20 protein-coding genes are annotated in these 18143 nt (G+C 67.6%); 11 read left to right on the top strand and 9 right to left on the bottom strand.

The annotated features are described in order from the left end of the window. Positions 1-1107 (bottom strand): GTP pyrophosphokinase, encoded by a 1107-nt coding sequence (locus AC1DDG_RS19525; protein WP_476877358.1) that lies wholly within the window; start codon positions 1105-1107, stop codon positions 1-3. Positions 1108-1374: 267 nt separating this feature from the next. Between AC1DDG_RS19525 and AC1DDG_RS19520 the strand changes: the two genes are divergently transcribed. After that, positions 1375-2205, top strand: coding sequence for an alpha/beta hydrolase (locus AC1DDG_RS19520; protein WP_230118241.1), 831 nt, complete (start codon positions 1375-1377; stop codon positions 2203-2205). A 113-nt stretch (positions 2206-2318) separates the two neighbouring features. Here the strand turns inward: AC1DDG_RS19520 and AC1DDG_RS19515 are convergent, their stop codons facing one another. The 3 genes from AC1DDG_RS19515 to AC1DDG_RS19505 form a co-directional block, all read right to left on the bottom strand. Further along, the gene (locus AC1DDG_RS19515; protein WP_476877357.1) at positions 2319-3080 is read right to left on the bottom strand and encodes a YcnI family copper-binding membrane protein; all 762 of its coding nucleotides are present in this window, start codon (positions 3078-3080) and stop codon (positions 2319-2321) included. Between the two features lie 117 nt (positions 3081-3197). Beyond that, complete coding sequence (locus AC1DDG_RS19510) at positions 3198-3812, bottom strand: hypothetical protein (protein ID WP_476877356.1); 615 nt, start codon at positions 3810-3812, stop codon at positions 3198-3200. Between the two features lie 115 nt (positions 3813-3927). Then, on the bottom strand, positions 3928-4515 hold the full coding sequence (locus AC1DDG_RS19505; RefSeq protein WP_476877355.1) for a copper resistance CopC family protein: 588 nt from the start codon (positions 4513-4515) through the stop codon (positions 3928-3930). Between the two features lie 185 nt (positions 4516-4700). On the opposite strand from AC1DDG_RS19505, the gene AC1DDG_RS19500 reads away from it, so the two are divergent. The 8 genes from AC1DDG_RS19500 (at position 4701) to AC1DDG_RS19465 (ending at position 11357) form a co-directional block, all read left to right on the top strand. Further along, a complete protein-coding gene (locus AC1DDG_RS19500) occupies positions 4701-5327 on the top strand; it encodes a hypothetical protein (RefSeq protein ID WP_476877354.1) in 627 nt (208 codons plus the stop codon). Positions 5328-5430: 103 nt separating this feature from the next. Further along, positions 5431-6171: a YcnI family copper-binding membrane protein gene (locus tag AC1DDG_RS19495; protein WP_476877353.1), complete on the top strand. Its 741-nt coding sequence runs from the start codon at positions 5431-5433 to the stop codon at positions 6169-6171. A gap of 395 nt (positions 6172-6566) precedes the next feature. Beyond that, entirely contained in the window at positions 6567-7661 is a 1095-nt protein-coding gene (locus AC1DDG_RS19490) for a ferredoxin reductase (protein ID WP_476877401.1), read from the top strand. 13 nt (positions 7662-7674) lie between these two features. After that, a complete protein-coding gene (locus AC1DDG_RS19485) occupies positions 7675-8856 on the top strand; it encodes a fatty acid desaturase family protein (RefSeq protein ID WP_230118167.1) in 1182 nt (393 codons plus the stop codon). 103 nt (positions 8857-8959) lie between these two features. Beyond that, complete coding sequence (locus AC1DDG_RS19480; RefSeq protein ID WP_476877352.1) at positions 8960-9925, top strand: carbohydrate kinase family protein; 966 nt, start codon at positions 8960-8962, stop codon at positions 9923-9925. Positions 9926-9934: 9 nt separating this feature from the next. After that, a complete protein-coding gene (locus tag AC1DDG_RS19475) occupies positions 9935-10465 on the top strand; it encodes a YbhB/YbcL family Raf kinase inhibitor-like protein (RefSeq protein ID WP_476877351.1) in 531 nt (176 codons plus the stop codon). A 72-nt stretch (positions 10466-10537) separates the two neighbouring features. Next, on the top strand, positions 10538-10867 hold the full coding sequence (locus tag AC1DDG_RS19470) for a PepSY domain-containing protein (RefSeq protein WP_476877350.1): 330 nt from the start codon (positions 10538-10540) through the stop codon (positions 10865-10867). Positions 10868-10880: 13 nt separating this feature from the next. Continuing rightward, positions 10881-11357 (top strand): NUDIX hydrolase, encoded by a 477-nt coding sequence (locus tag AC1DDG_RS19465; RefSeq protein WP_476877349.1) that lies wholly within the window; start codon positions 10881-10883, stop codon positions 11355-11357. Here AC1DDG_RS19465 and nagA read toward each other — a convergent pair. Genes nagA through AC1DDG_RS19445 form a run of 4 tightly spaced genes read right to left on the bottom strand, consistent with a single transcriptional unit; the run spans position 11326 to position 16052 of the window. Then, positions 11326-12498: an N-acetylglucosamine-6-phosphate deacetylase gene (nagA, locus tag AC1DDG_RS19460; RefSeq protein ID WP_476877348.1), complete on the bottom strand. Its 1173-nt coding sequence runs from the start codon at positions 12496-12498 to the stop codon at positions 11326-11328. The two genes, AC1DDG_RS19465 and nagA, sit on opposite strands and share 32 nt — an antisense overlap. Beyond that, a complete protein-coding gene (locus tag AC1DDG_RS19455; RefSeq protein ID WP_476877347.1) occupies positions 12495-13571 on the bottom strand; it encodes an SIS domain-containing protein in 1077 nt (358 codons plus the stop codon). The genes nagA and AC1DDG_RS19455 overlap by 4 nt, the downstream gene beginning before the upstream one ends. A 40-nt stretch (positions 13572-13611) precedes the next feature. After that, positions 13612-14649 (bottom strand): N-acetylglucosamine kinase, encoded by a 1038-nt coding sequence (locus AC1DDG_RS19450; protein WP_476877346.1) that lies wholly within the window; start codon positions 14647-14649, stop codon positions 13612-13614. Then, complete coding sequence (locus AC1DDG_RS19445; protein ID WP_476877345.1) at positions 14649-16052, bottom strand: sugar porter family MFS transporter; 1404 nt, start codon at positions 16050-16052, stop codon at positions 14649-14651. Before AC1DDG_RS19445 ends, AC1DDG_RS19450 begins: the two co-directional genes overlap by 1 nt. A 128-nt stretch (positions 16053-16180) precedes the next feature. On the opposite strand from AC1DDG_RS19445, the gene AC1DDG_RS19440 reads away from it, so the two are divergent. Both AC1DDG_RS19440 and AC1DDG_RS19435 read left to right on the top strand, forming a co-directional pair. Beyond that, a complete protein-coding gene (locus AC1DDG_RS19440; RefSeq protein WP_476877344.1) occupies positions 16181-16894 on the top strand; it encodes a GntR family transcriptional regulator in 714 nt (237 codons plus the stop codon). A gap of 172 nt (positions 16895-17066) precedes the next feature. Continuing rightward, entirely contained in the window at positions 17067-17504 is a 438-nt protein-coding gene (locus AC1DDG_RS19435) for a hypothetical protein (RefSeq protein ID WP_476877343.1), read from the top strand. Positions 17505-17647: 143 nt separating this feature from the next. Here AC1DDG_RS19435 and AC1DDG_RS19430 read toward each other — a convergent pair. Beyond that, the coding region (locus tag AC1DDG_RS19430; protein WP_476877342.1) for an ABC transporter substrate-binding protein at positions 17648-18143 on the bottom strand (496 nt) is incomplete at its 5' end.

Raw genomic sequence — 18143 nt, 5'->3', positions numbered from 1 at the left:
CTACTTCTTGGTCTGGCGGTAGCGCTCGATCTGTTTCAGCCGCCGCAGGAGGCTGTCGCGCCGCGGGTGCGGAACGGCGTCGGGCGCCTCTGCGGTGAGGTCAATGTGTTTGGTGCCGTACTGCCAGAGGAGGAGGTCATCCAGCAGCCGGTCCGGGCCGGGGGAGTAGCGGTGGTCCAGGGCCTTGCGGACCTCAGTGATGCGGTTGGCGCTGAGGAGGCCGGCGAGCTGGACCGTCTGGTTCAGGCCGTGGGCTGCCATGAGTTCGGCGGCCCAGCCCCAGTCGTCATCCACTTTACGGTCTACGTGCGGCAGCAGCGTACGCCAGACGTCGCGGATGCGGTTGGGCGTGAGCTGCGCCGCGCCCTCACCCTCCAGGTCCCAGTAGCCGCGGACCTCCTCGTAGCGTTCATGCAGGTCCGCGAAGGCGCTCTCGACGGTTTCCAGCATGGCGGCCGTGGCCGTGAACTGGCGGTCGAAATGCGGGGTCCATGCCCGGGGGTCCTCGGCCTTGAAGCGGATGTCATGCTCGATCTCGCTCCACGCGTGCGCAAACACCGTGCGGATCTGGCATTCGAAGAAGTAGCTGCCGTTGGGCTGTGCTTCGGGGTTTAAGACGTGCTGGTACTCCTTGACGGCCTCGTTCTGGATGGTCCGCAGGATCAGGTGGCGGCTCGAGTAGCCGTAGGTCCCGGACTCAATGGAGCCGATGTCCTTCTCGCGGTCGCCGCGGCAGTCGAACAGCTGGCGCTGCCGTTTGATGAGGTTGGCCACCACTGCGTTTTCCGTGGGCAGCTTGGTGATGACGCGGACGCCCACCATGTCATTGAGCGTGCGGAACGGATCGGGGAACTTCAGCACCCTCGGATCATCCGGCTCCAGTGGCTCCTCCGTCCGGGAGATTTTTTCCCGGAAGGACTCCACGGTCTTGGTGCGGCCGGTGACAAAAAGCGGGGTGACCTCGGTGTCCTTGAGCATGGTCCGGAGAGTCAGCAGGACCTCGCGGGTGACAAGCTTCAGGGCAGGCCGGACGCGCTCATAGAGTTCCACGTTTTCCTGCACGGAGTCGCGCTGACTGACGTCCAGGCGATCCCAGTTGCTTGCCATGCTCCCAAACTACCAAGGGCGTGCGACAGTCGCAGGTGTGACACCGCCCGCTGCGGCCGCCGTCGGTCAGGTTGTCGGCGGTCGTCAAGGCGCGGACGGCCGGGCGGCTCACCCTTCCGCGCGCCGGGAGCGGCGTCACTGTAGGCTCGGCACATGGCTGATGTGCGCCGTCGGACCCCGCTTTCCCATGGACTGCCGGGCACCGCGGCAGTGGTGACGCCGGAGGCGCTGGTCGCCTCCTGCCCACCGGGACCCAAGGAGGATGCAGTGAAGCGGCAGAAGTACCAGTACGGTGACCACCCCAGCCAATGGGGCGAGCTCTTCCTGCCGGAAACGCCGCCACCGTCCTCGTCCCGGAACCCCAGGCGTCCGGCATTCCGCGGCGTGGTGGTGGTCATCCATGGCGGCTACTGGCGCTCGCAGTACGGTGCCGAGCTGGGCGAGCCGCTGGCCAAGGACCTTGCGGCCCACGGGATGGCGGCCTGGAACCTGGAATACCGCCGGGCAGGCAACGGCGGCGGCTGGCCCCACACCTTCGAGGACGTGCTGGCGGGGATCGACAAACTCCGCGGAATCGCGGACGAGCACGGACTTGACCTGGGCCGCGTGGTGGCGCTGGGGCACTCCGCCGGCGGCCACCTCGCCGTCTGGGCCGCCGGCCGGGACCGGCTGGCAGGACTTGGCACCCCGGACGCTGACCGGCAGGTCCTGCGGAACCTCAATGGCGAGGCCGTGCACCTGACGGGAGTGGTCAGCCAGTCCGGGCTGCTCAACCTCGCCCAGGCCGACTGGCTTGATCTCAGCAACGGGGCTGTCACCAACCTGATGGGCGGCTCCGCCGGCAAGTATCCCAAGCGCCACAAATATGCGGACCCCATGAGCGCGGTTCCGCTGGACGTGCCGGTCTACGCGGTCCACGGCCTTGACGACGACACCGTTCCGATGAGCCAGTCCGAAGCCTATGCCGCGGCGGCCCGAGCCGCGGGGGCACCGGTCCAGGTGGTGAAAGTCCCGGGCGACCACTTCGCGCTGATCGATCCGAAGGCCTCGTCCTACCGGAAATGCCGGGAACTCGTGCAGGAGCTGCTCGGACTTTAGGTGCAGCGGTGATCCGCTTTCTGGAAGCGAAACCGCCGCCGGCGAGGCCAGCGGCGGTTTCGTTGAAGCGGTTGCCGGCGGGCAGCGCCGGCGCGGGTCAGCGGGTCAGCGGGTCAGCTGGTCCTGGCAGTCCTCGTGCGGGCCAGGGCGGTCCCGCCGGCGGCGAGGCCGATCAGTCCGGCGGCGAGTCCGACCCAGCCGGCGACGTCGCCGCCGTTGGACGATGTTGCCGCGGCAGGAGTCGTTGACGAGGCCTCGGTGGCTGAATGTGCCGTCTCAGCCGTTTCGCCTGCTGTCGTGACAAAGGACGGCGCCGGGTGGGACTCTTGCTCCTCTGTCGCCGGAGCTGAGGAGGCCGTCGCGGTGTGATCGTGTGCAGCCTCTGCCTTGTCAGACCAGTTGACGGTGGTCCCGTCGGTGTAGCCCTGCACGGCAGGCAAGGTCACGGTGGTTCCGGCGCCGGGAAGCCTGCCCACGGAAAGGGTGAAGGTCTGGAATTCGTTCTGCCCGATCTGGTGTGCAGTGTCGGCAGTCCAGACGACGCTTGAGGGTGCCTTGGTTATGGTGGCCCCGTCCACCTGCACCGGTTTGGGCAGGCTGGCGGTGATGACCTGGGCTTTCCAGCCGTCCATGGGCTTGACCGACACTGCGGTCAGCGGCGTATCTGTGGGGAGCTTGACCTCGAGCCGGTTGGTCTTGGCGGTGGGGGACTCGTTCGGGACGCTGAAGGTCAGCTTGGTGAATCCGCCCTCGGCGGTCGCGGACGGATCGACGGTGACGTGCGCTGCGGCGGCGGCGGCGCCGGCGGCCAGGAGTCCTGCGGCTATGGTGGTGGCGGCAGCAGTCTTGAGGGTACGGCAAACGGAGGTCTTCATGGCGGGAGCGCCTTTCACAAGTAAAAACGGATCAGGAACGGGCGGCCGGTGCGGCGGCCCGGGACAGCGGGCGAAGCGCCGCCGTCGGCCCCTGTCCGTGGATGAAAGGGGCCGGCTCTAGGCGGCGGGCGCGAACACGGGAGGACCCCGCCGGGTGGGCAGCCGCAGCCCAAGGCGAGCCGGGCGAAGGATGGCGGTCACCGTGCAGGGCCCGGGAATCCTCGCCGGAACGATTGCGGCAGGTTCGGGCGGCCGCAGCAACGGGCGCAGCCAGGAGGCCAGGATCCCGAGGGCCTGTTCGCCACGGGCCAGGAGAAGCGCGGCGCCCAGCGTCGCAACAGTGTGGACGGCAAACATGAGGGCGTCGGGTCCGGACGAATGGATCGGCGTGGCCATCAACGTCTCGTGGACCAGGGATGTCCCCGGGTGCGCGGCGTGGCCGGCAAGAAGAGCCTGTGGAACCCCGGCCCGGGGCGACCCGGCGGACAGGGTGCTGAAGGCCCAGTGAAGCCAGAGCTGTCCGGCGCCGAGGAGGCCGGTCAGTACCGGAAACGACAGCCGGAATCGGGTCAGCGCAGCCACCGGGACCATGGTCACGGCACACAAAGCCGCCAGGATGGCCGGTTGCGGAAGCAGTCCGCCGCCGCCCAGGTGCCCACCGGCCGCGAAACCGAGGACGATTGAACCGATCAGCCCGGTTCGGAAGAGCCGGAACGAGGCACGGGGCATCATCGGCGGTCCTTTCCGGAAGGTCAACGGTCACAGCAGCGGTGGCACAAATTCTACTGCCAGACCCGTTTCAGGGGCGCGCCGGACGGCAATCATGACGCTTCACCGCTCCGGGAGCCTACGGCTCTTCAGCGGAGTCGTTGCCGGTCAGGCGACGACGCACGTACAAGCCTGTCGCGAGCAGCCCGGCGGCGAGCACCGTTCCCCCCGCGGCCGGGATCCACGGAAAGCCTGTTGCCTCGCCGGGTTTCCGGGCAGCGGTGGAGGGTGAGGACAGTTCCGCGGTTCCGGGCTGCGCGGTGCTGTTCGTGCGTCCTGCCGTGAAACTGAAACGTCCCTCGATCGGATGTGAATCCGAGGACACCACACGCCACACGACCGTGTACCGGCCAGCCGGCGCGCCGGGCTTCACCGCCTGGTCGACGTGGTTGTCCACGATGACCACCGGGCCGTCGGATTGGTTCGTCCCGCTTTCGTCCTTGACCAGGATCTCTGAACCCAGCGCGATCGGCGGATTGTTGAGCGTCAGCCGGACCGCCGCGGGGACCGCCGCAACAACGGATCCGTCAGCGGGCTCCGCCGCCTCGATCACATCGTGCGCGGCAGCCGGCGTCAGCGGGGCCAACGACAGGAGCGCCACCAGCGCCGTCAGGACGAGGCCGCCAACAGGGACGCGCACCCGCTTCCTCCAATGCTGGAAACCCATGGCGCACCATCCTCTGTCATCAGGGAGTATTTCCGCCCCAGTGTACGGCCCGCACAAGCTTTCCGAACCACCAATCCGGGGCGGTCACCGGAACGAATGGCTGTCAGCCGTCCAAGGTTTTTCCACGCTGACCTGCCTACCGTCAGCCTTGTCATACCGTTGTGGACCCAGGGGAGGAGGCGCGGATGGAACTACGTCATTCACTGCGCCTCTTCCGTGCGGTCCTCATCACGGTCGCGACGATGTCCGTGGCCGCCGCGGGGCATGTCCTCGGCGGCGGCGCGCTTCCCGCTCCCGGGACCGTTGCCGTTCTGGCCGCGCTCCTGCTGATACCTGTGGCGTGGCTTGCGGCGCGGGAGCTTTCTTTCCTGACCCTGCTGGGCGTGCTGGGAGCCGGGCAACTGCTGCTCCACGACGCCTTCACCTCCTTTTCAGCCCCGGCGGTTTGCCTGCCGTCGCTGGCTGGCCAAATGTCACATCACGGACAGGCCATGGTCATGGGGTGCCCTGCCGCCGGGCCGGCTTCCATGCCGCTTCACCTCGGCATTGGTTCCGACTCGCCGCCCATGCTCGCCTGCCACGTGTTCGCGCTGCTGGTGACCGCCTGGCTGCTGCGCCGGGGCGAGGTGGCACTCTGGTTACTCCTGGCCTGGCTCCGCCCCCTCGTGCAGCTGCCCCAACCCTCGGTGGTCATTCCCGTCCGCCAACGGACCCTGGCCGCAGGCCGGCCCTTCGTGCCCGCGGCTTGGCGGAACCTGCGGATTAACAGCCTCCGGGGGCCGCCCGCGGCCGCCCCGTGCGCTCTGCCCTGACCTTTTCGAAAACGGGGGGTGGGTGCACGGGACGCAGGCTCCCTTCACCCATCACTGCGCTGTCCTCCCTCCGAGAGCGGCAGCACCCCCGAAAGGCTTTGTCATGAACACCGCAACCCCGCGCACCCTGAAAACCGTCACCGTCCTCGCCGCCGCAGCCGGCCTCATGGCCCTGGGCGTCGGTGCCGCCTCCGCCCACGTCCACGTCGATCCGGAGTCCACCTCCGCCGGCGGATTCTCCCAGCTGACCTTCAAGGTTCCCAACGAATCCGAGACGGCCAAGACCACCAAACTCACCGTCACCCTCCCCACGGGCACGCCCTTCACCTCGGTTTCGGTCAAGCCCCTGGACGGCTGGTCGGCCAAGGTTGCCGAAGCGAAGCTCCCCGCACCCGTCACCGTGGAAGGCGCCACGATCACCAAAGCCGCCTCCACTGTCACCTGGACCGCGGACGCCGCCCATCAGCTCGGGCAGCACGAATACCAGACCTTCTCCATCTCCGTTGGCCGGCTCCCCTCTGCGGGCACCACCGTGTCGCTGCCCGTGGCACAGGCGTACTCCGACGGAACCGTCGTCAACTGGAACGAGGCCGAAACCCCCGGCCAGGCCGAACCCAACCATCCCGTTCCCTCCTTCGTCACCACCGCGGCAGCCGACGAGCACGCCCCGGCAGAGGCCGTCGTAGACACCACCGCCGCATCCGCAACCGCGCCGGTCACGCCCGCTCCGGACAACACCTTCGGCATCCTGGGCCTCACCGCAGGAGCACTCGGGCTGGGTGCGGGCGCGACGGCCCTGGTCCGGACACGGACAGTCCGGACGCGGACCGTCCAAAAGGACTGACTCAACGCACGTCCAGGCAGAAGCCCGGCCCCCGGTACCTGATGCGCAACGCATCCCGGCGGCCGGGCTTCGCCATGACGCGTTACGGGCCCGCCGCCAGAGAACGGGAACTCCGCCGGTGTCTGTTCGTTGCAGAGCCAGGGGGTAGATCGCAAAGCAGCACTCTGGGGGCGGCGTACCAGCCCTGCCAATCGGTCCGCTGGCTCTTGAGCGCCACGCGGTAAGTACACTTACTATTTATGTCTGATGGTTAAATTTTCACGTTCCGGCGGCCCGGTTGCTAGTGGCACCGGCTTGCGGGACTCTTATAGCGGGGGTTGAGGTAGTTTTGTATATTACGATCACCGGTTTCACTAGGAGATATAAATGGGTGAATCCAACAGGTGGTGGACAGTATGATTCGGCTCCGTAAATTGGCGCGGGCCGCGTCTGTTTTGACCACCCCGTTGGCGCCGGAGGATATTCTCGCGCTTTTTAATCCAGTCTTTTCGGCCCGCCAGCTGCGCGGCGTCGTCACCAAAGTTGTGCCGGAAACGGCGGACTCCGCCACCATCCACTTCCGTCCCGGGCGCGGCTGGAAGGCCCATAAGGCCGGCCAGTGGGCCCGGATCGGCGTGGAACTCGATGGCGTGCGCCACTGGCGCTCCTACTCGCTCAGCGCTCCCGCCGGGCAGGACCCTGCCATCACCGTGAGTGACATGGGCGCGGTGTCCGGTGTTCTGGTCCGGACCACCCGTCCCGGAGATGTGCTGTTCCTGGCGCCGCCGCAGGGCGACTTTGTTCTGCCGGAGCACCCGCGGCCGCTGCTGATGCTCACCGCGGGGAGCGGCATCACCCCCGTCATGTCCATGATCCGCACCCTGGTGCCGCACCGCCCGGATGCCGACGTCGTGCTCATCCACTCGGCCCGGACCCCGCAGGACAGCATCTTCCATGAGGAGCTCTCCGAACTTGCGGACCAGTTCCCCAACTTCCGCGTCACCCACTGGTACACCGGCGAACGCGGCCGCATGGACTTCGGCTCCCCCGCCCAGCTGGAGGACCTCTGCCCGGACTGGCGCCAGCGCGCCGCCTATGCGTGCGGCCCCGAGGGCTACCTGGACGACGCCGAGGCGCTGTGGTCCGCCGAGGCGGCCGCCCACGTGGAGGCGGCGCCGGGACCGTTTGCGGCAGACCCTATCAACCTGATCATCGAACGCTTCAACACCAGCCTGGTGGGCGGGGCCGGGCACGACGGCGGACTGGTCACCTTTGAAGCCTCCGACCGCGAAGTGGAGGCGGACGGGAACACCCCGCTGCTGGATGTGGGCGAAGACGCCGGCGTCCTCATGCCCAGCGGCTGCCGCATGGGCATCTGCCACAGCTGCCTCACGCCGCTGCGCGCCGGCCACGTCCGCGACCTTCGCACCGGCGAGGTCCATGGTGAGCCGGGCCAACTAATCCAGACGTGTGTCTCGGCAGCCGCCGGGCCCGTTAACCTCGAGATCTGAGGAGCAACACAGCATGACAGCAATATCTGACCGCACAGCCGCAGAATCGACGTCGATCAACGGGCCGACGGCCAAACCCCGTCCCGGAGCCCTGGCCACGTCGGGGAGCCCGCTTGTGCGACCGCCCGCGGCCGCTCACCTTACCGACGAGCAGGTGGCCGAGCTCGGCCGCGAGCTGGACGCCATCAAGGACGAGGTCCTCGCCAAGCGCGGTGCCTCCGACGCCGCCTACATCCGGCGCGTCATCAAGGTCCAGCGGGGCCTGGAAATTTCCGGCCGGGCAGCCCTCCTGATGGGCCGCAACAAGGCCGCCTGGATCACTGGCACCACCCTGCTGAGCGTCGCCAAGATCCTGGAAAATATGGAGATCGGCCACAACATCCTGCACGGACAGTGGGACTGGATGCGCGATCCCGACATCCACTCCACCACCTGGGAGTGGGACTTCGTGACCCCGGCCCGTTCGTGGCAGCACACCCACAACGACCTCCACCACCGCTGGACCAACGTGGTGGGCAGGGACAACGACGTCGGATACAACCTCCTGCGCATGGACGCCGACCAGCCGTGGAAGCCGCACAACCTCGGCAACCCCCTGTACAACGCCATCCTGGCTCCCATCTTCGAATGGGGAATCGCCATCTACGACCTCGAGCTGGTGGACTACCAGGAAGGCAAGAAGACCAAGGAGGCCATGCAGCGTGACCTCAAGGCCCTGGGCCGCAAGGTAGTCACCCAGTTCACCAAGGACTACGCCGCCACTCCGGCCGTCGCCATGCTGACCGGCTCGGGCAAGCAGGCGCTGTACGGCACGCTGACCGCCAATGCCGTCCGCAATGTCTGGGCCCATGCGGTGATCTTCTGCGGCCACTTCCCCGAGGGGGCGGACACGTTCACCGAGGAAATGGTGGAAGGTGAGACCCGCGGCGACTGGTACGTCCGGCAGATGATCGGCTCGGCCAACATCTCCGGCTCCAAGTTCATGCACCTCATGACCGGAAACCTGTCCCACCAGATCGAGCACCACCTTTTCCCGGACCTGCCGTCCAACCGGTACGGCGAGGTTGCCCCGAAGGTGCAGGAAATCTGCAAGCGTTACGGCCTGCCGTACACCACGGGACCGCTGCTCAAGCAGGTGGGTTCCTCGTGGGCCAAGGTCTTCAAACTCGCGCTGCCGGGAAAGAAGAAGTCCTAGACAGCCAGTGACCTTAACAGCGCGGCGGGCCCAACTGTCCGCCGCGCTGTTTTGTGCCCTGACGGACTGAGCGCAGGGCGGCGTTCTCTGGCAGAGTATGACCATGCTGACAGTTATTGGCGAGGGCCTGGTTGACGTGGTCCAGCGCACCTCCGGAATCGAAGCCCACGTGGGCGGCAGCCCGCTCAACGTCGCCGTGGGGCTCGCCCGCCTGGGCCATCCCGTGCAGTTCGTCGGCCGCTACGGCCGCGACGCCTACGGCGAATCCGTCGCTGCGCACCTGAAGGCCAGCTCCGTCATGCTCCCGCAGGCCCCGGATTCGCTGCCCACCAGCGTGGCCACAGCCTTAGTGGACGACGACGGCGCGGCCACCTACACGTTCGACCTCGCCTGGGAGCTTCCCGGCCTCGCGGAGCACCTGCCCTTCATGCTGCAGGGAACCACCCTGCTGCACACCGGCTCTATTGCCACCATGCTGGCGCCAGGCGCCGCTGACGTACTGGCCGCCGTCGAACATTCCCACCCGGCGGCGACCATCAGCTTCGACCCCAACTGCCGGCCCAGCATCATCACCGACGCGGACTATGCCCGCCGCCAGGCGGAGAAGTTCGTGACCCTCTCAGACATCGTCAAGGCGTCCGACGAGGATCTCGCGTGGCTGTACCCTGGTGCGGACGTGCTTGATTCCGCCCGCCGCTGGCTGTCGCTGGGTGGCTCGGAAGGGCCGGCCATGGTGGTGGTGACGCGCGGTGCGGCCGGACCGTGGGGCATCACGGCGGCAGGTGAAACTGAGTTCGCTGCGCCCAAGGTGGAGGTGGCGGACACCGTCGGGGCAGGTGACTCCTTCATGGCGGCGCTGCTCTCCGGCGTGGTGGACCGCGGACTGGACGGAGCCCAGAACCGGGCGGACCTGCGGGCTTTGCCGGCCGAGGGCCTCGCTGCGCTCCTGGCCCACGCGAGCCGCGCGGCCGCCGTAACGGTGTCCCGTGCCGGCGCCAACCCGCCCACCAGGGCGGAACTCAACCGCATCGAAGAAGCAGCAGAGGAAGCAGAAGTTCCCACCATCTGAAAGGCAGCCATGACATCCTCCGGTCCATTTTCAGACCTGCCGGACGTACCGTCGTTCGGGCTCAGCAGCGAGTCATTCCGGGACGGTGAAACACTGCCGCCCGCCCAACGCAGCGGCAGGATGCACGCCGGCGGGCAGGATGAATCGCCGCAGCTGAGCTGGAGCGGGGCGCCCGAAGGGACCAGAAGCTACGCCGTTACTGTGTTTGATCCGGACGCACCGGGTGCCGGCGGGTTCTGGCACTGGGCCGTCCTTAACCTTCCGGCGGACGTCACCTCGCTGCGGGAGGGGGCAGGGGCCGAGGGCGGACAGCAGCTTCCGGACGGCGTGGTGCAGTTGAAGAATGACGCCGGATTCCGGGGCTACCTTGGTGCCGCGCCGCCGCCCGGGCACGGCCGGCACCGGTACATTGTCACGGTCTATGCGCTGGGTGTGGAGGACCTCGACACCCGGGCGGGTGCGCGGCCGGCGAGCCTGGGCACTGAGTTGGCGAAACACCTGCTCGGTTCGGCGACGATCACCGGCGTCTACAGCCGTTGAGCAACAAAGCCGTCGTTGTGCATGCCCTGGATCGGGCGCACACTGGAAAAAAGCGTGAGAGGAGTCTTTGCCATGCGCAAAAGAACAGCGTGGATTGTCGGCGGGGCGCTGGCTGCAGCAGCCCTTGGAGGAGCAACGGTTGCAGCGGCGGCCGGGAACCCCTTCGACGATGACAAGGCCACGACCGGAGGTACCCAGAGCCCGCTGAGCCAGACCGACCGCGACAAGGCGATCCAGGCCGCCCTGGCCAAGGTAGGGCCGGGCGCGGTGACCGACGTGGAGGGCGGCGGCGACCCGGGCTCTGCCTATGAAGTGGAGATCCGGCTGAACAGCGGTTCGGAAGTCGAAGTGAACCTCGGCCCGGACTTCCAGGTCCTGAACCAGGGAGCTGAGAACGACTGACCGCGGTTAGCCAATGACGGTCTGGAGCGCAGGCATCCTGCTGTACCGTCGGACCGCCAGATCCGAACTGGAGTTCTGGATAGCCCATATGGGCGGGCCGTTCTGGGCCCATAAGGATGCGCGCGCCTGGTCAATTCCCAAGGGCGAGTACGTCGAGGACGAGGACCCGATGGTGGCGGCGAAGCGTGAGTTCGCCGAGGAGATGGGCGCTCCTCCACCCTCCGCCGATTACATCCAGCTGGGCTCCTTCCGGCAACCCTCGGGCAAGGTCGTCACCGTCTTTACAGCCGAGTCCGACTTCGCGCCCGGGGAAATCGTGAGCAACACCTTTTCACTGGAATGGCCGAAGGGATCCGGCACAGTCCGCAGCTTCCCGGAGATCGACGACGCCAAATGGGCCACAGAGCCCGACGCCCGCACCAAGCTGGTAAAAGGCCAGGTGCCGATCCTTGACGCGCTCATCCAGCACGTCCGGAACGGCGGCGCATGACGGGAGCGGCGGGCCGGCACCAGGTGCCGGACTTCATGGTCGCCGCAACCTCGAGTCCCTCATCGAGCACCACCAGGTCCGCGCGCTTGCCCTGTTCAAGACGGCCGACGTCGGAGAGCCCCAGCATGTCCGCCGGATTCTGGGTTGCCGCGCGGACCGCGTCGGCGAGCGGGAGGCCGGCGTGGTTTACCGCGTGCCGGATGGCGGCGTCGAGCGTCAGCACGCTGCCGGCGATGGCGCCGTTGCTGGCCAGCCGCGCCTCGCCGTTGGCGACATGGACTTCAAGCCCGCCAAGCTGGTACGTCCCCTCAGAAGCACAGGCCGCTGCCATCGCATCGGTGACGAAGACTGCCCGGGCAGGGCTTCCCGAGATGAAGCGGACCAGCGACGGGTGCAGGTGCACGCCGTCCGCGATCACCTCTGCAAAGACGTTCGGGTCTTCCAGCAGCGCCAGTGCCGGCCCGGGTTCACGGTGGTGCAAGGGCCGCATGGCGTTGAACACATGGGTCCCCACCGTGGCCCCTGCGGCGATCGCCTGGCGGGCAAGGTCATAGCCGGCACCGGTGTGGCCGATTGCTGCGACTGCGCCGTGGCCGGTGATCTGCCGGATCGCCGCCAGACCCCCTTCAAGCTCGGGTGCCACCGTTACCATCCGTACCGTGCCCCGGCCGGCCAGCATCAGCCGGTCGATGCTGGCCGGGTCCGGCAACTGCAGCAGGTCTTTGGTGTGCGCGCCGCGGTGGGAGGGGCTGAGCCAGGGTCCTTCGAGGTGGATTCCGGCCAGCACGCCGTCCTCCACCAGGCCCGCCAGGGCGGCAACAGCCGTCGCAAGCTCTGCCAAAGGCGCAGTGACGAGACTTGCCATCAGCGTGGTGGTGCCGTGCTCCAGGTGTACTGCGGCGATCTTGACGGCTGCTGCGGCGGGGTCCGGATCGTTGAAGCTGAAGCCGCCGCCGCCGTGAATGTGGGCGTCAATGAAGCCCGGTGCCAGGGTCCCCTCCGGAAAGCTTGCGTCGGGTTCGCGGGGCGGGGACCCGGCACCTACGGCGCTGATCTGGCCGGACCGGGTTTCCACCCAGCCAGGCTCGAGGACAGCGCCGGGTGCGATGACACGGGCGGCAGAAATGAGCGTGGTACTCACCAGGTTTCCGTGATTTTACGCAGCCCCCGGGGTGCGTCGGGGTCGCGGTGGCGGGCAGCGGCCATGGCGTGGGCCAGGCGCTGCAATGGCAGGATTTCAAGGATTGGAGCAAGCTGCTCGTGCACCGCCGGCAGGGGCACCAGATGGTTCAGTGGCCGGGCTGCGGCGGGGTCGCCGACAACGCAGACGTCTGCCCCGCGCTCAGCCAGCCGTTCCAGCACCGGCTGCAGGGCACGGCCGCCGGCGCCGGGCGAAGCGATGGCGATGACGGGGCGGTCCTCGTCAATCATCGCGAACGGCCCGTGCAGGAGGTCCGCTCCGGAGAAGGCATGGGCTGCCAGGTAGGACGTCTCCATGAGTTTCAACGCCGCCTCTCGTGCCGTGGGATAGGAGAAACCGCGCCCCGTGGTGATGATGTGATTGACGAACCGGTAGCGGTCTGCCACCTCAAGTATCTCCGGTCCTGCGAGGACGTCGGCGGCGTGGCCGGCCAGGACCGACGCATCGGCCCCTTCCCCGCCGGCCCAGGCATCGATGAGCAGCCAGAGCGCCAGCAGCTGGGACGTGTAGCTCTTGGTGGCGGCGACGGCACGTTCCGGCCCTGCCAGAATGTCCACATGGTGCTGGGCGGCGCCCGCCAGTGGCGACGACGGCGCGTTGGTCACGGCCACGGTGACGGCGCCGCCGCGCGCCGCGGCGGCCGTGGAGTCCACCAGGTCGGGGGACCCGCCCGACTGGCTGACCGCCAGCCAGAGGACGCCGTTCATCTTCGGTTCAGCGCCGTACACGGTTAGGCTCGACGGCGAGGCGAGCCCGGCGGGCAGCCCCAGCACCGTTTCGATGAGGTACTTCGCGTACAGGGCCGCGTGATCGCTCGTGCCCCGGGCGGCCAGTAGGACGTAACGGATGTCTGCGGCGCGAAGTGTGGCGGCAAGACGCCGGATGTCGGCGCGGCCGACGTCGAGCTGGCGGGTGAGGGCCTCGGGCTGCTCGAGGATTTCAGCTGCCATCAGCGCCCCCGGCGCCTGAAGGGTGGAACCGGCTGCGGGCAACGTGGTGTTCGGCGGTGTCATGGGATCTCCTGTTGATCGAATGGATGGTGAAGCGATGGTTTTAGGCCGGCGAGTGGATGGAATGGTTCGAACGCTGGGCCATGCCGGCGCCGGTGGAGTTGGCCAGTTCCTGGGCAAGCTTCACGGCGCCCCAGGCGGGGGCGCGGTCCAGGACCCTGACGACGGTCAGCCCGCGTCCTTCCAGAAACGCCCGGACACGGCCGGCCAGGAGCGGCTGGTTGACCAGCATCCCGCCGGCCAGCAGGACGGGTGGATCTTCTGATCCGGGAGCGCCGGACCCGTGACCATCGGATCCGTGACCACCGGATACCGGAAGAACGCCCAGCCGCTCGTTGACGGCGACGGCCAAGGCTGCCAGTTGCCGGGCGGCGTCCTCGGCGATGGCGTTGGCGGCCACGTCCCCCATGGCAGCCACGTCGAACACTGTGCCGGCAAGGCCGGCCCAATACCGGCGTTCCGGGTTGCGGTAGAAGAGGTCCAGCAGCGCCAGGGGTTCGGCGGCGCCGGTCCGTTCCAGGATGCGCACCGACAGCGGCCCGGGAGGCTGGCCCGCGTCGTGTTCAGTGAGTGCGTTGCGAACGGCGCTGCGGGTGACGGCGTAGCCGCTTCCTTCATCGCCCAGCAGGTACCCCCAGCCGCCCGCCCTGGCTTCGCGGCCGTCCGCGCTCTGTGCCCAGGCGGCGGAACCGGTGCCGGAGATCAGGACCGTGCCGGCGTCCAGGCTTTCCGCTGCGAGGATGATGCGGGTGTCGTGGACCACCTGGATCCGGGCTCCCGGGAACCTTCGCGAGAGCATGGCCGCGAGCCGGTCCCGGCTCTCGGGAGTGTCTGCCCCGGCAGCGCCGGCGCAGACGGTGTGGATTCCGTGGCCGTCAGGGTTTCCGACGCCGAGCCGGCGGGCGAGGCCGTCCAGTGCGGCGGAAGCCGCCGGCTCTCCGACTGAGGTGATGTTCGCGCTGCGGCCGGTGCACTCGGCAACAGGCTGCCCGCCGTCGTCGGCGTTTTCATTGACTGCGTTGCACGCCAGGATGGCGTGGGTCTTGGAGCCCCCGATATCCAGGCCCAGGACGCGGGGCACTACTTGGCCGCCGGCTTGCTGCCGGTCTGTTCCGGCCAGCGGGCGCCGTTTTCCCAGTAGTGCCGGATTTCTTCGAGGTTTCGGCCCTTCGTTTCCGGTGCGAGGCGGTGCACGAAGATGAACCCGGCGACGGCGAGGGCGCCGAACACGGCGAAGGTTCCGGCTCCGCCCAGGCGCTGCAGCATGGTGAGGAAGAAGGCTGCGACGATGACGTTTGCCACGAGGTCGGAGGTCAGCATGGCGCTGGCGCCCAGGGACCGCAGGCGTGCCGGGAACGATTCGCCGGCGTAGACCCAGACCAGCGCGCCGAATCCGAAGGTAAAGCCGACGGTGAACAGGAGGACGCCCAGGAATCCGATGACGGTCAGGGCTCCGCCAAAGTCGCGGCCCACCATGAAGACGGCAACGAGAACGATGTTGGCGACGATCATCATCGCGATGCCGCCGAGGAGAATGGGCCGCCGCCCCACCTTGTCCACCAGGGACAGCGACACGAAGACGGCAACCAGCGAGGCGGCCTGGACCAGGGCAGGGAGCAAAAGCAGGGCGGCGTTGCCCGTGAAGCCCATCGCTTCGAAGATCCGCGGGCTGTAGTAGACCACGGCGTTGATGCCGGTGATCTGGATGAAGAAGCCCAGCCCGACCACGAAGACCGTGGCCTTGAGGTACGGGGAGCGCAGCATTTCCCGCAGGCCTCCGCCGCGTTCGTCGCCGATGGCGCGCTGCATGTCGGCCAGTTCGGCGTCCACGTCGGCGTGCGGTTCGATGGAGGACAGTGTGCGGCGGGCGTCCTCGGTGCGTCCGCGCATCATGTACCAGCGGGCGGTGTCAGGGAGCCGGAGCGTGACGGCGAGGACCGCTGCCGCAGGGACGGCCGCCAGGCCCAGCATCAGGCGCCAGTTTTCGGTGGCGGACAAGGCGTAGGCCGCCAGGTATCCGACGATGATGCCGATGACGGTGGCCACCTGGTAGGCGACGAGCAGGGCGCCCCGGACCTTCGGGGGCGCGGATTCGGCCACGAACACGGGCACCACCACCACGGAAATGCCGATCGTCAGGCCCAGCAGGAGCCGGGCAATGAGCAGCATGGGGACGTCCGCCGACAGTGCGCTCAGGATGGCGAAGGCGGCATAGGCGCCGGCGACTCCCACCATGCACGCCTTGCGGCCAAAGAGGTTGGCGAGCCAGCCGCCCAGTACAGCGCCGAGGACTTCACCGACGACGACGGCGGTGGTCACCAGTTCCTGCTGGCTCGTGGAGAGCTGGAATTCCTTGGTGATGAAGAGCAGGGCGCCGGCGATATTTGAAAGATCGTAGCCGTAAATGATCCCGATGGTGGCGGCGGTGCCGCCGACCAGGAGGCCCAGACGGGGCGTCTGGCGAAGGTCTTGCAGGAACGACATCTTTGGGTCCTTGTCTGCCTAGGGGGAGGGGTTGGGGTTCTCATTAAGCGAGTGCCAGAATTGGTATAAACCAATTTCCTCTATTTTGGCGTAGACCAATTTTCCTGTCAATAGGTAATATCGCAGTCATGGAGACCCACGCCGCTGCGCTGCCCAAGTACTACGTGCTCAAGGAGCAGATCCTCGCGCTCATCGAGGACGCAGCCCCGGGCACCCTGATTCCCACGGAGCGGGCGTTGGCCGAGCAGTACTCGACGTCCCGCACCACGGTCCGCCAGGCGATCGGGGAACTCGTAGCCGAGGGCCGCCTCGACCGAACACAGGGGCGGGGCACCTTTGTCGCGCCGCCGAAAATCACGCATGTCCGCCAGCTCACCTCGTTTTCCGACGACGCGGCGAGTCAGGGGCTCACGGCGTCGGCCAAAATCCTGGATATGAGCACGGTGGCCGCCGATCCCGTCACTGCCCGGAGACTGGGAGTGGATCCCGGGACCGATGTCCACCGCGTCGAGCGCATCAGGCTGGTCAACGGCGAACCGCTCGCCCACGAAACAGCCTTCCTCGCCGGAGCGCTGCCGGACCTTGCGCACAACGTGGAGACCCGGGGATCGCTGTATTCCGCCTTAAGCGAGGACTACGGAATCCGCATCAGTGAAGTGGAGGACACGGTGGAGACCAAGCTCGCCGGCCCCGATGAGGTCCGGCTGCTGGATGTCGAAATGGGGGCCCCGATGCTGCTGGTGCACCGGCTCGGCTTCAACCCGGAGGGCAGTCCTGTTGAGTGGACCCGGTCGGTTTTCCGGGGCGACAGGTTCCGCTTCGTGGCACGAATGCGCCTCTAGATCCCGGCCGCCGGCTGCCTGCGCCGGTGGCCTGCGCCCTGCGTTTCTTTACGCCATACTGCCGTTCGTTAAGCCGTGTTGCGTCCTGAGTCCGTCCGTGTCCTTGTGCATTGTGGCCTAACCGTCCGAGTGGTTGGTTTGGTCCACAAGTACAGACAAGAACGGAGACCCGATGATCACCGCTTTGGCTCGCAGGATCCGCGCACAGTGCAGCGAGGAACTGACTGTGTTCCGCGACCAGGTGTATGCCTTGACCTGGCAGGACATCGGTACCGGCGGCCTGGACGGCGCCGCCACGGCCATGGCGCCCCGGCCGTCCTTGACCACGCCCGGTGTGTCAGTGGACATCGTGGGCTTTGCCCAGCGGCAGGCTTCGGGCGGCCCTGCCGAGGTGGGATTTTCGGTGGCCCTGCGTCTTGTTTCCGAGCGCGCTCCGGCCGGTGTCCACTGGGACGAGGCCCATGCCTGGGCAGGGGCAGTGGCCGGCGGACCGTGGGCGGCGGCGGAATACACCGGCAGTCAGGAGGCGCCCGGGGCGATTGTCTTCCACTATCTGCTGAAGGCCCACGAGGCGTCCTACGCCCTCGACGAACTTCAGGGTGCACTGTAGGCGCAGAATTCAGAACAGCGGCGGACTGGTTCACCCCTGATCAGCACAAACAACGAGGAGATCCGGCGGGAATGTCCCGCCGGATCTCCTCTTTGTATTGAACTGGATTGTATTGAACTGGAACTGCCGGTCTGGCCTGAGGGTCAGTCCTTGCCGAGGCCGGCCGCGGAGGTCTTTTGCCCGGTGACGCCGTTCAGCGTGGTGAGGTCGAAGATGCCGTTGAGGTCGGCCTGTTTGGTGGTGCCGGCGTCCACGCCGTCCTGCAGCAGCTTGTTGAAGGCTCCGGCCAGCGGGTCAACGGTGAACACGATGTTCTTCAGGGACCGGTCGATGACGTCCTGCGCGAGCGCCTTGCCGGCCGCCTCCTTCAGGGCCGCGTTGACCTTGGCGGCCTTTTCCGCGGCGGGAGTGTCGTTGAGCCACTTCACCGCTTCGGCGTGGCCCTTCAGCAGCCCTTCGACGGTCTGCGGGTGCTCGGCGGCGAACTTCTTGTTCACGATCAGGATGGTGGTGGGGAACTCGCCCGGCTTGCCCGTCAGCGACCCGTCCCACAGGTCCTTCTCATCGACCAGGACCTTCGCGCCGGCCTGGAGCACCAGGCGGGAGGCCCACGGCTCCGGCAGCCACGCGCCGTCGAGC

The organism is Arthrobacter sp. 10L430, assembly GCF_056395245.1.
The sequence above is the reverse complement of the archived record's forward strand: the minus strand, read 5'-3'. Positions and strand labels throughout refer to the sequence as shown.

Bases quoted from the DNA above. Each gene is read 5' to 3' on its own strand.
- AC1DDG_RS19525 (WP_476877358.1), bottom strand. From the start codon at position 1,107: ATGGCAAGCAACTGGGATCGCCTGGACGTCAGTCAGCGCGACTCCGTG.
- AC1DDG_RS19515 (WP_476877357.1), bottom strand. From the start codon at position 3,080: ATGAAGACCTCCGTTTGCCGTACCCTCAAGACTGCTGCCGCCACCACC.
- AC1DDG_RS19510 (WP_476877356.1), bottom strand. From the start codon at position 3,812: ATGATGCCCCGTGCCTCGTTCCGGCTCTTCCGAACCGGGCTGATCGGT.
- AC1DDG_RS19505 (WP_476877355.1), bottom strand. From the start codon at position 4,515: ATGGGTTTCCAGCATTGGAGGAAGCGGGTGCGCGTCCCTGTTGGCGGC.
- AC1DDG_RS19500 (WP_476877354.1), top strand. From the start codon at position 4,701: ATGGAACTACGTCATTCACTGCGCCTCTTCCGTGCGGTCCTCATCACG.
- AC1DDG_RS19495 (WP_476877353.1), top strand. From the start codon at position 5,431: ATGAACACCGCAACCCCGCGCACCCTGAAAACCGTCACCGTCCTCGCC.
- AC1DDG_RS19490 (WP_476877401.1), top strand. From the start codon at position 6,567: ATGATTCGGCTCCGTAAATTGGCGCGGGCCGCGTCTGTTTTGACCACC.
- AC1DDG_RS19485 (WP_230118167.1), top strand. From the start codon at position 7,675: ATGACAGCAATATCTGACCGCACAGCCGCAGAATCGACGTCGATCAAC.
- AC1DDG_RS19480 (WP_476877352.1), top strand. From the start codon at position 8,960: ATGCTGACAGTTATTGGCGAGGGCCTGGTTGACGTGGTCCAGCGCACC.
- AC1DDG_RS19475 (WP_476877351.1), top strand. From the start codon at position 9,935: ATGACATCCTCCGGTCCATTTTCAGACCTGCCGGACGTACCGTCGTTC.
- AC1DDG_RS19470 (WP_476877350.1), top strand. From the start codon at position 10,538: ATGCGCAAAAGAACAGCGTGGATTGTCGGCGGGGCGCTGGCTGCAGCA.
- AC1DDG_RS19465 (WP_476877349.1), top strand. From the start codon at position 10,881: ATGACGGTCTGGAGCGCAGGCATCCTGCTGTACCGTCGGACCGCCAGA.
- AC1DDG_RS19455 (WP_476877347.1), bottom strand. From the start codon at position 13,571: ATGACACCGCCGAACACCACGTTGCCCGCAGCCGGTTCCACCCTTCAG.
- AC1DDG_RS19445 (WP_476877345.1), bottom strand. From the start codon at position 16,052: ATGTCGTTCCTGCAAGACCTTCGCCAGACGCCCCGTCTGGGCCTCCTG.
- AC1DDG_RS19440 (WP_476877344.1), top strand. From the start codon at position 16,181: ATGGAGACCCACGCCGCTGCGCTGCCCAAGTACTACGTGCTCAAGGAG.
- AC1DDG_RS19435 (WP_476877343.1), top strand. From the start codon at position 17,067: ATGATCACCGCTTTGGCTCGCAGGATCCGCGCACAGTGCAGCGAGGAA.